At 71.8% G+C, this 13,078-nt stretch carries 14 protein-coding genes; 11 read left to right on the forward strand and 3 right to left on the reverse strand.

Annotation, left to right across the window (positions count from 1 at the left end):
• From ACFYQ6_RS34140 to ACFYQ6_RS34155, 4 genes are all read left to right on the forward strand, one after another.
• The coding region (locus ACFYQ6_RS34140) for a flavodoxin-dependent (E)-4-hydroxy-3-methylbut-2-enyl-diphosphate synthase (protein WP_361586243.1) at window positions 1-218 on the forward strand (218 nt) is incomplete at its 5' end.
• 150 nt (window positions 219-368) lie between these two features.
• Window positions 369-1,214, forward strand: a complete 846-nt coding sequence (locus ACFYQ6_RS34145; protein ID WP_361586240.1) for a GNAT family N-acetyltransferase — start codon at window positions 369-371, stop codon at window positions 1,212-1,214.
• Window positions 1,215-1,243: 29 nt separating this feature from the next.
• The gene (locus ACFYQ6_RS34150; RefSeq protein ID WP_388766721.1) at window positions 1,244-1,819 is read left to right on the forward strand and encodes a GNAT family N-acetyltransferase; all 576 of its coding nucleotides are present in this window, start codon (window positions 1,244-1,246) and stop codon (window positions 1,817-1,819) included.
• 72 nt (window positions 1,820-1,891) lie between these two features.
• Window positions 1,892-3,595 carry a proline--tRNA ligase gene (locus ACFYQ6_RS34155; protein ID WP_388766723.1) on the forward strand — a complete coding sequence of 568 codons (1,704 nt, stop codon included), beginning with the start codon at window positions 1,892-1,894 and terminating at the stop codon, window positions 3,593-3,595.
• 56 nt (window positions 3,596-3,651) lie between these two features.
• Here the strand turns inward: ACFYQ6_RS34155 and ACFYQ6_RS34160 are convergent, their stop codons facing one another.
• The 3 genes from ACFYQ6_RS34160 to ACFYQ6_RS34170 are packed head-to-tail and all read right to left on the reverse strand — an operon-like array spanning window position 3,652 to window position 5,625.
• Complete coding sequence (locus tag ACFYQ6_RS34160) at window positions 3,652-4,572, reverse strand: aminoglycoside phosphotransferase family protein (RefSeq protein ID WP_361586232.1); 921 nt, start codon at window positions 4,570-4,572, stop codon at window positions 3,652-3,654.
• A 28-nt stretch (window positions 4,573-4,600) separates the two neighbouring features.
• On the reverse strand, window positions 4,601-5,104 hold the full coding sequence (locus tag ACFYQ6_RS34165) for a ferritin-like domain-containing protein (protein WP_361586230.1): 504 nt from the start codon (window positions 5,102-5,104) through the stop codon (window positions 4,601-4,603).
• Window positions 5,101-5,625, reverse strand: coding sequence for a hypothetical protein (locus ACFYQ6_RS34170; protein ID WP_361586227.1), 525 nt, complete (start codon window positions 5,623-5,625; stop codon window positions 5,101-5,103). Before ACFYQ6_RS34170 ends, ACFYQ6_RS34165 begins: the two co-directional genes overlap by 4 nt.
• A gap of 171 nt (window positions 5,626-5,796) precedes the next feature.
• On the opposite strand from ACFYQ6_RS34170, the gene rimP reads away from it, so the two are divergent.
• From rimP to truB, 7 genes are all read left to right on the forward strand, one after another.
• The gene (rimP, locus tag ACFYQ6_RS34175; RefSeq protein ID WP_145810707.1) at window positions 5,797-6,294 is read left to right on the forward strand and encodes a ribosome maturation factor RimP; all 498 of its coding nucleotides are present in this window, start codon (window positions 5,797-5,799) and stop codon (window positions 6,292-6,294) included.
• Between the two features lie 2 nt (window positions 6,295-6,296).
• Window positions 6,297-7,337, forward strand: coding sequence for a transcription termination factor NusA (gene nusA / locus ACFYQ6_RS34180; protein ID WP_361586224.1), 1,041 nt, complete (start codon window positions 6,297-6,299; stop codon window positions 7,335-7,337).
• A 145-nt stretch (window positions 7,338-7,482) separates the two neighbouring features.
• On the forward strand, window positions 7,483-7,761 hold the full coding sequence (locus ACFYQ6_RS34185; RefSeq protein WP_361586222.1) for a YlxR family protein: 279 nt from the start codon (window positions 7,483-7,485) through the stop codon (window positions 7,759-7,761).
• A gap of 148 nt (window positions 7,762-7,909) precedes the next feature.
• Entirely contained in the window at window positions 7,910-11,032 is a 3,123-nt protein-coding gene (infB, locus tag ACFYQ6_RS34190; protein ID WP_388766727.1) for a translation initiation factor IF-2, read from the forward strand.
• Between the two features lie 166 nt (window positions 11,033-11,198).
• A complete protein-coding gene (locus tag ACFYQ6_RS34195) occupies window positions 11,199-11,495 on the forward strand; it encodes a DUF503 domain-containing protein (protein ID WP_145810699.1) in 297 nt (98 codons plus the stop codon).
• 26 nt (window positions 11,496-11,521) lie between these two features.
• On the forward strand, window positions 11,522-11,983 hold the full coding sequence (gene rbfA, locus ACFYQ6_RS34200; RefSeq protein ID WP_361586216.1) for a 30S ribosome-binding factor RbfA: 462 nt from the start codon (window positions 11,522-11,524) through the stop codon (window positions 11,981-11,983).
• Entirely contained in the window at window positions 11,980-12,885 is a 906-nt protein-coding gene (gene truB / locus ACFYQ6_RS34205; protein ID WP_361586214.1) for a tRNA pseudouridine(55) synthase TruB, read from the forward strand. Before rbfA ends, truB begins: the two co-directional genes overlap by 4 nt.
• Window positions 12,886-13,078: the final 193 nt, after the last annotated feature.

Raw genomic sequence — 13,078 nt, forward strand, 5'->3', positions numbered from 1 at the left:
GCTGTGTGGTGAACGGTCCGGGTGAGGCGCGTGAGGCCGATCTGGGTGTGGCGTCGGGCAACGGCAAGGGCCAGATCTTCGTGAAGGGCGAGGTCATCAAGACCGTCCCGGAATCGAAGATCGTGGAGACCCTCATCGAGGAAGCCATGAAGATCGCGGAACAGATGGAGAAGGACGGCATCCCCTCGGGCGAGCCCAAGATCTCCATCGCCGGCTGACGCCCGGGCCCCGGCTCCCCGTGCCCCGCAGGCCCCGTCCTGCGGGGCACAGCCGTGTCCGGCCGGCATCCGCCTTCCCCCCGCGGGGCGGCACCGCACAGCCTTCTCGGTTACAGTGCGGAAACCAGTAGACCGTTCGGTGAGGCCCCAGTGTTGACGCAGACCACTACCCGGGTCCTCGACCCCGGCGAGCTCCCCGCCGCGCTCGCCATCCTCGAGAGCGAACCCGTGGACAACGCGTTCGTGACCTCCCGCGTGCAGATCGCCGGACTCGATCCCTGGCGTCTGGGCGGCGAGATGTGGGGATGGTACGCCGACGGCCGGCTGCGTTCGCTCTGCTACTCCGGCGCCAACCTCGTGCCCATCTGCGCCACCCCCGAGGCCGTCAGGGCCTTCGCCGACCGTGCCCGGCGGGCCGGGCGCCGCTGTTCCTCGATCGTCGGGCCGGCCGGCCCCACCTCCCATCTGTGGCGGCTGCTCGAACCCAGCTGGGGCCCCGCCCGCGAGGTCAGGCCCAACCAGCCGCTCATGGTCACCGACGCCCCCTCCGCCGACGTGGCGCCCGACCCGCTCGTGCGCAGGGTGCGCAAGGACGAGATGGACGTCCTCATGCCGGCCTGCGTGTCCATGTTCACCGAGGAGGTCGGCGTCTCCCCGCTGGCCGGTGACGGCGGGCTGCTCTACCAGGCACGCGTCGCCGAACTCATCGGCACCGGCCGCTCCTTCGCCCGCATCGAGGACGGCAAGGTCCTCTTCAAGGCCGAGATCGGGGCGGCCACCTCCCGCGCCTGCCAGATCCAGGGCGTGTGGGTCGCCCCCGAGGCCCGGGGCCGCGGACTCTCCAAGGCGGGCATGGCGGCCGTCCTGCGCTACGCGCTCCACGACGTGGCACCGGTCGTCAGCCTGTACGTGAACGACTACAACACCGCCGCCCGCAGGGCCTACAGCCGCGTCGGCTTCCGTGAGACGGGCGCGTTCATGAGCGTGCTGTTCTGACCCGGCGGCGCGGCCAGTAGGGTTCCCGCATGGCAGCCGCAACGCCCGCGTCCCCCCAGGGCTCCGGGGCACCCGACATCGTGGTCGGACCGCTCGACCTCGCCGCCCGCGTCGACGAGGCACTCGCCGTGCAGGCACTCGCCTTCGGCCTGGGCCAGGACGAGATCGACGTACGCCGCCACATCGTCCTCCGGCACCTCGACCACCCCCAGGCCCGCGCCCTCGGCGCCACCTCGGCCGACGGGCGGCTCGTCGGATTCGTCTACGGGCTGCCGAACAGCCGCACGCACTGGTGGTCCACCGTCGTCGAGCCCTACTTGCGCGCCACCGGATCCGACGACTGGCTCGACGACTCGTTCGTGATCACCGAACTCCACGTCCACCCGGACTTCCAGCAGCGCGGTATCGGCCGCAGCCTCATCACCACCATCACGGACGCCGTCGGCCAGCCGCGGTCCATCCTCTCCGCGATCGACACCGAGAGCCCCGCCCGGGGCCTCTACCGCGCCCTCGGCTACCGCGACCTGGCCCGGCAGGTGCTGTTCCCCAGCGCTCCCCGGCCCTACGCGGTCATGGGCGCGCCCCTCCCGCTGCGCCGCGGCTGACGAATCGATTTCCGCCCGCGCGGGCCCCCCGGCTAACCTCGGGCTCACCACCCTTCCGAGCAGGAGTTCATCATGGCCCAGGTCCAGCGCATGTCCCGATTGATGATCAAGACACTGCGCGACGACCCGGCGGACGCCGAGACGCTCAACCACAAGCTCCTCGTCCGCGCCGGATACGTACGCCGCACCGCGGCCGGCATCTGGTCCTGGCTGCCCCTCGGCAAGAAGGTGCTGGAGAACATCACCCGCGTCGTCCGCGAGGAGATGGACGCCATCGGCGGCCAGGAGGTCCTGCTCCCCGCGCTCCTGCCCAAGGAGGCGTACGAGGCGAGCGGCCGGTACGACGAGTACGGCGACCTGCTGTTCCGGCTCAAGGACCGCAAGGGCGCCGACTACCTCCTGGGCCCGACCCACGAGGAGATCTTCACCCAGGTCGTCAAGGACATGTGCTCGTCCTACAAGGACCTGCCCGTGATCCTCTACCAGATCCAGACCAAGTACCGCGACGAGGCCCGCCCCCGCGCCGGTGTGCTGCGCGGCCGCGAGTTCCAGATGAAGGACTCGTACTCCTTCGACACCACCGACGAGGGCCTGGCCGAGGCGTACCAGCTGCACCGGGCCGCCTACATCCGGATCTTCGAGCGCCTCGGCCTCGACCACCGCATCGTCTCCGCCGTCTCCGGCGCCATGGGCGGCTCCGCCTCCGAGGAGTTCCTCGCCCCGGCGCCCGCCGGCGAGGACACCTTCGTCGACTGCCCCAACTGCGACTACGCCGCCAACACCGAGGCCGTGACGTACAAGGTCACGACCGTCGCCGACGCCTCCGCGGCCGGCCCCGTCGAGGAGCTGGACACCCCCGACACCCCGACCATCGAGTCCCTCGCCGCCCACCTCGGCGTCCCGGCCTCCGCCACCCTGAAGAACCTCCTGGTCAAGGTAGACGGCGAGATCGTGGCCGTGGGCGTGCCCGGCGACCGCGAGGTCGACCTCGGCAAGCTCGGTGAGCACCTCGCCCCGGCAGTCGTCGAACTCGTCACCGCCGAGGACTTCGTGGGCCGCCCCGACCTCGTGCGCGGCTACGTCGGCCCGCAGGGTCTGGAGAAGGTCCGCTACATCGCCGACCCCCGCGTCGCCGCCGGTACCTCCTGGATCACGGGTGCCAACAAGGAGGGCAAGCACGCGAGGAACGTCGTCGCGGGCCGCGACTTCGAGATCGACGAGCACCTCGACGTCGTCGTCGTCGAGGCGGGCGACCCCTGCCCCAAGTGCGGCACCGGCCTCCAGGTGGACCGCGCCATCGAAATCGGCCACATCTTCCAGCTCGGCCGCAAGTACGCCGACATCTTCTCGCTGGACGTCCTCGGCCAGCAGGGCAAGCCCGTCCGCGTCACCATGGGCTCGTACGGCATCGGCGTCTCCCGCGCGGTGGCCGCCCTGGCCGAGCAGACCGCCGACGACAAGGGCCTGTGCTGGCCCCGCGAGATCGCCCCGGCCGATGTGCACGTCGTCGCGGCGGGCAAGGCGCTCCAGACGGAACTGGCCCTCGACGTCTCCGAGAAGCTGGCCGCCGCCGGCCTGCGCGTCCTGGTCGACGACCGCGCCGGAGTCTCGCCCGGCGTCAAGTTCACCGACTCCGAGCTCATCGGCGTCCCGAAGATCCTCGTGGCGGGCCGCCGCTCGGCCGAAGGCGTCCTGGAGCTCAAGGACCGCCGCACGGGCGAGCGCGAGGAGCTCACCGTCGACGAGGCGATCGCCCGCCTGACCGACCAGGGCTGACCTGCCGCACAGCACGAAGGGCTCCGCGCACCGCGCGGGGCCCTTCGTACGTGCCGCTACAGCCAGTCGGCGAACTCCAGCGACAGCTCGCCGTCCTGCCTGCGTCCCACCGTCAGTGCGCGCGTGCCGGACTCGACGGCCCGGAACAGTGTCCAGCCGCGCAGCCGCGCCTGGTCCACCTCCAGCGATTCGGCTAGCTTCTTGATCCGGCGGCGGGCCGTCGCGGCCCCTCCGGGCGAGGCGATCAGATCCTCGACCCGGTCCCGTACCAGCCGCGCCAGGTCGTACGCGCGCTCGCCGGTCAGCGGCTCCGGACCGACCGCCAGCCACGGGGCACGCTCACCGGACAGGACCTTGCTCTGCCGGAAGTTGCCGTGGAGCAGGAAGAGTTCGGGGGAATCGGCGACGAGCTCCTCGCGGGCGGCGACGGCGGCCGAGACGAGCGGGCCGAGCGCGGGGTCCCGCACGGCGGCCGCCCTCATCGGCTCCACCTGCCGGGCGGTGCGCTCCTGGACGGTCTCGAAGAAGTGCCCCGGCGGCGGCTCGACCCACAGCCTCCGTACCGTGCCCGCGGCCTCCAGCAGGGCCTTAGCCTCGGGGAGGGAGCGCAGCGACACCTCGTGGTGCAGCCGCTCCAGGAGCAGCGCGTCAGCGGGCACCGGGGCGTCCCGCGTGGCCAGGAGCTCGACCGCGCCCCAGCCCTTCCAGTGCGCGAGAGCCGCCCGCTCCAGCTCGGGCGCGGCGCCCGGAGCCGCGATCTTCAGCACCGCGGGAGTGCCGTCCGTCCGGTGCACCAGGAGGACGAGACTGCTCCGCCCGCCGGGGGCGACGACCCGGTCGGGCAGGACCTGGTGGCCGGCCGCGGACAGCGCGTCGTCGGTGAGCGCGGGGAGCCGTTCGAGCCATTCGGCGGCGGCCGTCTCCCCGCACGTCTCGCCGAGCGCTCGCACCAGACGCTGCGGCGGTTCGAAACCCATACGTGCCTTGTTCCCTTTCAGAGCCTTCTCAGTGCGTGACACCCGTGGCGCCGGCCTCCGCCGTGTTCTCCGGCGGCGCGGCCTTCTCGGTGAGCCCAGGAAAGGCTACGCCGGTGCCACGCCAGCGGGCCGCGCGCACCGCGGCCTCCCGGAGCGCGCCCGCCGCATCCTGCCGCAACGGCCCCCGGGCGGCCCGCACGAGGTCCGAGTACACCCCCGCGACCCGGTCCTCCAGCACGGCGGCGAGCCGCAGCGCGCTCGCCGGGTCCCGTACGGCGAAGGGCAGAGCGTACGCGGCGCGGGCCGCCACCGGTGTGCCGCCCAGGTCGCGCACCGTCCGGGCGAGCGCGTCGCGCCGGGCGCGGTGCGCGTCGCCGGCCGCCGTGGCGTCGCGGCGGCGGCCGCCTTCCAGCCGCCCGCCCAGCGTGCCGTAGCCGTACACCGCGGCGTGCTCGGCGGCGAGTGCGGACTGCGCGGCCCGCAGCGCCTGCGCGGTGTCGCCGGTGCCGGCCTCCTGTGTCCTGCCCGTCATGCGGGGGTCTCCTTGGCCAGTTCGGTGAGCAGATACGCGTGGGCCGCGCCGGCCGCGGCGATGGAGGCCAGCAGCCTGGCCAGTTCGGGTTCGGCCTTCAGCAGGGCCGCCGCGCGGGCGTCGGCGACCCGGCGCTCCTCGGCGGCCAGTTCCTTCAGGGCGGTCCTCGAGTCGGCCGCGGGGGCCGTGGGTGCGGGGGAGGACGGGACGCCCGTCCCCGCCCGGCCGCCGAGGGCCGCCACGTGTTCCCGGACGGCGGCCCGCAGCGGTGCGAGCCCGGCCTCCGTCAGCGGGTGTGCGGCCACCACCTGGTCGTAGCGGGCCAGCAGGGAGACGCCGGAGCGGGCCTCCGCCGCCTTCAGCGCCGTACTCGCGCGGAGCGAGGTGGTCCTGGCGTCCGGGCCCTCGGAGTCACGCCGAGGGGTTCCTCCGCCGCTTCCGCAGCCCGTGAGCACCGCACCCAGGCCGAATGCTCCCGTAGCGGTGAGCGCACTCCTGCGCGTCGTCCCCGTGCGGTGCACTTGTCTCCTTCGGCCTAGTTTTTGACAGTTTCTGACCTGAAGTGATCACCGAAGGTGAGCGTACCTGCGGCAGGGCGGGAGGCGGACGGCAACACCCCTGCGGACCGGATACCCTTTGACCTGACACGCGACGATCCCCACAACAGCACACGCGGCCGAGGAGTCACCCGGATGAGCACCACCCAGAGCGACAGGCTGCGCGGGCTGCTGGAGCCGCTCGTCAGCGCCAAGGAGCTGGACCTCGAGGAGATCGAGGTGTCCCGGGCGGGCCGCCGCCGGGTGCTGCGGGTCATCGTGGATTCCGAGGACGGCGTGGAGCTCGACACCTGCGCGGAGCTCAGCCGCGCGATCTCCGAGACGCTGGACGAGACCGACGCCATGGGCGAGGGCGAGTACGTCCTCGAAGTGAGCTCTCCGGGCGCCGACCGCCCGTTGACCGAGCACCGCCACTACGTACGCGCCACCGGCCGGCTGGCCAGACTCACCCTGGGTGAGGGCGGCGAGCTGGTGGCCCGCATCCTCGGGGTGGACGACGAGGGGCTCGATCTCGAAGTGCCGGGCGTCAAGGGCCGCAAGCCCACAGCGCGCCGTGTCGCCTTCGACGAGATCGCCAAGGCGCGCGTGGAGATCGAATTCAACCGCAAGGACAAGAAGGAAGAGGAGGCGTAGCCGTGGACATCGATGTGAAGCTTCTGAAGGGCTTGGCGCAGGACAAGGAGATCCCCTTCGACGTGCTCGTCGGGGCGATCGAGTCGGCCCTCCTCATCGCGTACCACCGCACCGAGGGCAGCCACCGGCGCGCGCGCGTCGAGCTGGACGCCAACGGCCACGTCACGGTGTGGGCGAAGGAGGACCCGGCCGACCTCGAGGACGGCCAGGAGCCCAAGGAGTTCGACGACACCCCGTCCGGCTTCGGCCGTATCGCCGCGACCACCGCCAAGCAGGTCATCCTGCAGCGGCTGCGCGACGCCGAGGACGACAGGACGTTCGGCGAGTACGCCGGCCACGAGGGCGACGTCGTCACCGGCCTCGTCCAGCAGGGCAAGGACCCGAAGAACGTCCTGGTCGACATCGGCAAGCTGGAAGCGATCCTGCCCGTGCAGGAGCAGGTGCCGGGCGAGGAGTACACCCACGGCCTGCGCCTGCGCACGTACGTCGTGCGGGTGGCCAAGGGTGTCCGTGGTCCGTCGGTGACGCTCTCGCGCACCCACCCCAACCTCGTCAAGAAGCTCTTCGCGCTCGAGGTCCCGGAGATCGCGGACGGCTCGGTCGTCATCGAGGCCATCGCCCGCGAGGCCGGTCACCGCACCAAGATCGCCGTACGGTCCACCCGGGCCGGGCTCAACCCCAAGGGCGCCTGCATCGGCCCGATGGGCAGCCGTGTGCGGAACGTGATGGCCGAGCTGCACGGTGAGAAGATCGACATCGTGGACTGGTCGGACGACCCGGCCGAGATGGTCGCCAACGCCCTGTCACCCGCACGGGTGAGCAAGGTGGAGGTCGTGGACCTCGGCACGCGCTCCGCGCGGGTGACCGTCCCCGACTACCAGCTGTCGCTGGCCATCGGCAAGGAGGGCCAGAACGCCCGCCTGGCCGCGCGGCTCACCGGCTGGCGCATCGACATCCGTCCCGACACCGAGACCGACGCCGAGCGCGACATCGCCGACCGGGAGCGCGCCGAGCGCGCCCGGGAGCGGTCCGAGCGCGGCTGAATCCCGTACCACGCCGGGCCGCCCAGGCGCGCTGCGGCGGGGTGCGAAGGAATAGATCGAGGCGTCATGTCGCTGAGATCACGACAACATCCGTTCGATTTTTGCCCCAAAGGGGTGAGGTCGGTGCGGGGAGGTAGACTTAGCCGTGTCTGGCCGGACGCACGCCCGCGCTTGCCCCGAGCGAACCTGTGTGGGATGCCGGGAGCGAGCGGCCAAGAGCGAGCTGCTGCGCATCGTGGTGGACGAGGGAGAGGTTGTCCCTGATCCACGCGGTACGCTGCCCGGCCGGGGTGCATACGTACACCCCGCCTCTGTATGTCTCGACCTGGCGGTCCGCCGCCGGTCGTTCCCCCGGGCCTTCAAGGCCAAGGGGCCGTTCGACTCCGCCGCACTGCAGCGGTTCGTCGAACGGGTGACACCGTAAGAAAGTGAACGGCACGGGTCCCCGTGCGGTCAGGTACCTCGCGAGTTGGAAGTAGGTCGAGATTGCGATGAGCACTCGATGAGTACGCGATGAGTACGCCCATGAAGTAGCGACGGTCCGGCGGTAACCCGGACCTAAAAGGAGCGAAGTGGCTAAGGTCCGGGTATACGAACTCGCCAAGGAGTTCGGCGTGGAGAGCAAGGTCGTCATGGCCAAGCTCCAAGAACTCGGTGAATTCGTCCGTTCGGCGTCCTCGACGATCGAGGCGCCGGTTGTACGCAAATTGACTGACGCACTGCAGGGGCCCGGCGGCAACGCCGGCAAGTCCGCTGCGAAGCCTGGCGCGCCTCGTAAGGCCGCCCCCGCAAAGCCCGCGGCGCCGTCTCCGGCCGCCGCGGCACGTCCTGCTGCCCCGAAGCCCGGCGCACCGGCCCCCAAGCCGGCCGCTGCCGAGGCCCCGGCGAGCAGCGCCCCCGCGGCGCCGTCCGCGCCGGCCGCGCAGTCCGGCGGACCCCGTCCGGGCCCCCGGCCCGCGCCGAAGCCGGCCCCGGTCACCCCGGTGCCCGCCGCCGAGTTCTCGGCTCCGGCTCCGGCCCAGCAGCCTGCCGCGCCGCAGCAGGCTCCCCGTCCCACCAGCGCCACCCCCGGCCCGCGTCCCGCCCGTCCGGCTCCGGCCGGCGGTCAGCGTGACGGCGGCCAGCGTGACGGCGGCCGTGGCGGCGAGCGCGGTGGCGAGCGTGGCGGAGACCGTCCCGCACGTCCCGCGGGCCAGGGCGCACCCCGCCCCGGCGGCGCACGTCCGGCCGGTCCCCGTCCGGGCAACAACCCCTTCACCTCCGGCGGCTCCACCGGCATGGCGCGCCCCCAGGCGCCCCGTCCCGGCGGTGCCCCGCGCCCCGGCGGCGGTCAGGAGCGCCCCGGCGCCCCGCGCCCGCAGGGTGGTCCCGGTGGCGCCCCGCGCCCCCAGGGCCAGGGTGGCGCACGCCCGTCCCCGGGCGGCATGCCCCGTCCGCAGGCTCCCCGTCCGGGCGGTGCCCCCTCGGGTAACCGTCCGAACCCCGGCATGATGCCGCAGCGTCCCGCTGCGGGTCCGCGTCCCGGTGGTGGCCCTGGCGGCGGCCGTGGTCCGGCCGGCGGCGGTCGTCCCGGTGGCGGCGGCGGTCGTCCCGGCGGCGGTGGCTTCGCCGGCCGTCCGGCCGGTCCCGGTGGTGGCGGCGGCGGCTTCGCCGGCCGTCCCGGTGGTCCCGGTGGCGGTGGCGGCGCAGGCCGTCCCGGTGGTGGCGGCGGCTTCGGCGGTCGTCCCGGCTTCGGTGGACGTCCCGGCGGCCCCGGTGCCCGTGGTGGCACGCAGGGTGCGTTCGGCCGTCCCGGTGGTCCCGCGCGTCGCGGTCGCAAGTCGAAGCGTCAGAGGCGCCAGGAGTACGAGGCCATGCAGGCCCCGTCGGTGGGCGGCGTCATGCTGCCTCGCGGCAACGGGCAGGCTGTCCGGCTGTCGCGCGGTGCTTCCCTGACCGACTTCGCGGAGAAGATCAACGCCAACCCGGCGTCGCTCGTCGCCGTGATGATGAACCTCGGCGAGATGGTCACCGCCACGCAGTCCGTCTCCGACGAGACGCTGAGGCTTCTCGCGGACGAGATGAACTACGTCCTCGAGATCGTCAGCCCGGAGGAGGAGGACCGCGAGCTGCTCGAGTCCTTCGACATCGAGTTCGGCGAGGACGAGGGCGGCGACGAGGCCCTGGTCTCCCGTCCGCCGGTCGTGACCGTCATGGGTCACGTCGACCACGGTAAGACCCGGCTGCTGGACGCGATCCGCAAGACGAACGTCGTCGCGGGCGAGGCCGGCGGTATCACGCAGCACATCGGTGCGTACCAGGTCTCCTCCGAGGTCAACGGCGAGGACCGCCGCATCACCTTCATCGACACCCCGGGTCACGAGGCGTTCACCGCCATGCGTGCACGTGGTGCGAAGTCCACCGACATCGCGATCCTCGTGGTCGCGGCCAACGACGGTGTGATGCCTCAGACGATCGAGGCGCTGAACCACGCCAAGGCGGCCGAGGTGCCGATCGTGGTCGCGGTCAACAAGATCGACGTCGAGGGCGCCGACCCGACCAAGGTGCGCGGTCAGCTCACCGAGTTCGGTCTGGTGGCCGAGGAGTACGGCGGCGACACGATGTTCGTCGACATCTCCGCCAAGCAGGGCCTCAACATCGAGGCGCTGCTGGAGGCCGTCGTCCTCACCGCCGACGCCTCGCTCGACCTGCGGGCCAACCCGGAGCAGGACGCGCAGGGTATTGCGATCGAGTCCCACCTCGACCGCGGCCGCGGTGCCGTCTCGACCGTCCTCGTCCAGCGCGGAACGCTGCGCATCGGCGACACGATGGTCGTCGGCGACGCGTACGGCCGTGTCCGGGCGATGCTCGACGACAACGGCAACAACGTCCAGGAAGCGGGTCCCTCGACCCCCGTCCTGGTCCTGGGTCTCACCAACGTCCCGGGTGCCGGCGACAACTTCCTGGTGGTCGACGAGGACCGTACGGCCCGTCAGATCGCCGAGAAGCGTGCCGCCCGTGAGCGCAACGCCAACTTCGCCCGCAAGGGTGTCCGGTTCTCCCTGGAGAACCTGGACGAGGCGCTCAAGGCCGGTCTGGTCCAGGAACTCAACCTCATCATCAAGGGCGACGCGTCCGGTTCGGTGGAGGCTCTCGAGTCCTCGCTGCTCCAGCTCGACGTCGGCGAAGAGGTCGACATCCGGGTCCTGCACCGCGGTGTGGGTGCGGTCACCGAGTCGGACATCAACCTGGCGACCGGCTCCGACGCCATCGTGATCGGCTTCAACGTGCGCGCCGCAGGGCGTGCCGAGCAGATGGCCGAGCGCGAGGGCGTGGACGTCCGGTACTACTCGGTCATCTACCAGGCGATCGAAGAGATCGAAGCGGCCCTCAAGGGCATGCTCAAGCCGGAGTACGAAGAGGTCGAGCTCGGCACGGCGGAGATCCGCGAGATCTTCCGCTCGTCCAAGCTGGGCAACATCGCCGGTGTGCTGGTCCGCTCCGGCGAGGTCAAGCGCAACACCAAGGCGCGCCTGCTGCGCGATGGCAAGGTCATCGCGGAGAACCTCAACATCTCCGGTCTGCGCCGCTTCAAGGACGACGTCACCGAGATCCGCGAAGGCTTCGAGGGCGGTATCAACCTCGGAAACTTCAACGACATCAAGATCGACGACGTCATCGCGACGTACGAGATGCGCGAGAAGCCGCGAGGCTGATCAACGGGGATTCCCGGGGGGAGACCCCGGGCTCTCTTCCACAGTCGGGGCCGGTCGACGGGTCGTATTTCCGTCGATCGGCCCCGGCCGTTCCGTGTACGGTTCTGGTGTCCCTGCCAAGCGATGGCGGGGCGTGAACCCGAACCGGCGGGACATCCGGACACACATGTATGTGGGGACTCTGTCCTTCGATCTGCTCCTCGGCGACGTACGGTCGCTGAAGGAGAAACGCTCCGTCGTCCGCCCGATCGTCGCCGAGCTCCACCGCAAGTTCGCGGTGAGCGTCGCGGAGACGGGCGACCAGGAGCTCTACCGCAGGGCCCGGATCGGCCTTGCCGTGGTCTCCGGGGACACCGGGCACCTCACAGACGTACTCGACCGGTGCGAACGCATGATCGCGGGCCGGCCGGAAGTGGAGCTGCTGTCCGTACGGCGGCGGCTGCACAGCGACGAAGACGACTGAGCAAGGCTTAAGAAGGAGACGGACCAGTGGCCGACAACGCGCGGGCAAAGAAGCTGGCGGACCTCATCCAGGTGGTGGTCGCCGAGAAACTGCAGCGCGGTATCAAGGACCCGCGTCTGGGCACGCACGTGACCATCACGGACACCCGGGTCACCGGCGACCTGCGGGAGGCCACGGTCTTCTACACGGTCTACGGCGACGACGAGGAGCGGGCCAGCGCGGCCGCGGGCCTGGAGAGCGCCAAGGGCGTCCTGCGCTCGGCGGTCGGCGCCGCGGCGGGGACGAAGTTCACCCCGACCCTGGCCTTCGTGGCCGACGCCCTGCCGGACAACGCCAGGGCGATCGAGGACCTCCTCGACCGGGCGCGTGCCTCGGACGCCAAGGTCCGCGAGGCGTCCTCCGGTGCCACGTACGCCGCCGGTGCGGACCCGTACCGCAAGCCGGAGGACGAGAACGACGAGAACGACGGGGACTCGCCTTCCGCATGACGCAGAACAAGCAGGACAAGACGCCGGACGGCCTGGTCATCGTCGACAAGCCGTCCGGTTTCACTTCGCACGACGTCGTGGCCAAGATGCGCGGCATCGCCCGCACCCGACGGGTGGGCCACGCCGGCACGCTGGACCCCATGGCGACCGGGGTCCTCGTCCTCGGGGTCGAGCGGGCGACGAAACTCCTCGGCCATCTCGCACTGACCGAGAAGGAGTACCTGGGGACCATCAGGCTCGGCCAGGACACCGTCACCGACGACGCCGAGGGCGAGATCACCTCGTCCACCGACGCCTCGGGGGTCACCCGCGAGGGCATCGACGCCGGAGTCGCCGCGCTGACGGGCGCGATCATGCAGGTGCCGTCCAAGGTCAGCGCCATCAAGATCGACGGCAAGCGGTCCTACGCGCGTGTGCGCGGCGGCGAGGAGTTCGAGATCCCGGCCCGCCCGGTGACCATCTCGTCCTTCCGGGTCTACGACGTCCGCGAGGACGTCGCGGAGGACGGCACCCCGGTCGTCGACCTGGTCGTCTCCGTCGTGTGCTCGTCGGGTACGTACATCCGGGCCCTGGCCCGTGACCTCGGCGCCGGGCTCGGTGTCGGCGGGCACCTGACGGCACTGCGGCGCACCCGTGTCGGCCCGTACGGTCTCGACGCGGCGCGCACCCTCGACCAGCACCAGCAGGAGCTCACCGTGATGCCGGTGGCCGAGGCTGCGGCTTCGGCGTTCCCGCGCTGGGACGTGGACGAGAAGCGCGCCAAACTGCTGCTGAACGGCGTACGCGTGGACATGCCGTCCTATCCGCCGGGACCGGTCGGTGTCTTCGGTCCGGACGGGACCTTCCTGGTGCTCGTCGAGGAGCAGAAGGGCAAGGCCAGGAGCCTCGCCGTCTTCGCCTGACCTGCCGGGCTTCTCCTGACCCGCACGGGCTCCTCCTGACCCGCCGGGTCAGGAGCTCAGCGGCTCACCCGCCGTGGGGGGGGGCCGCCCCCCCCCCCCCCCCCCCCCCCCCCCCCCCCCCCCGCCGCGCCCCCCCCCCCCCCCCGCCGGGTAGAACCCAAGAAGGGGGGGGGGGCGTGGGGGGGGGGTGGGT

This window comes from Streptomyces sp. NPDC005494, assembly GCF_042872025.1.
GTDB lineage: Bacteria > Actinomycetota > Actinomycetes > Streptomycetales > Streptomycetaceae > Streptomyces.

Bases quoted from the DNA above. Each gene is read 5' to 3' on its own strand.
- ACFYQ6_RS34150 (WP_388766721.1), top strand. From the start codon at position 1,244: ATGGCAGCCGCAACGCCCGCGTCCCCCCAGGGCTCCGGGGCACCCGAC.
- ACFYQ6_RS34155 (WP_388766723.1), top strand. From the start codon at position 1,892: ATGGCCCAGGTCCAGCGCATGTCCCGATTGATGATCAAGACACTGCGC.
- ACFYQ6_RS34160 (WP_361586232.1), bottom strand. From the start codon at position 4,572: ATGGGTTTCGAACCGCCGCAGCGTCTGGTGCGAGCGCTCGGCGAGACG.
- ACFYQ6_RS34165 (WP_361586230.1), bottom strand. From the start codon at position 5,104: ATGACGGGCAGGACACAGGAGGCCGGCACCGGCGACACCGCGCAGGCG.
- rimP (WP_145810707.1), top strand. From the start codon at position 5,797: ATGAGCACCACCCAGAGCGACAGGCTGCGCGGGCTGCTGGAGCCGCTC.
- ACFYQ6_RS34195 (WP_145810699.1), top strand. From the start codon at position 11,199: ATGTATGTGGGGACTCTGTCCTTCGATCTGCTCCTCGGCGACGTACGG.
- truB (WP_361586214.1), top strand. From the start codon at position 11,980: ATGACGCAGAACAAGCAGGACAAGACGCCGGACGGCCTGGTCATCGTC.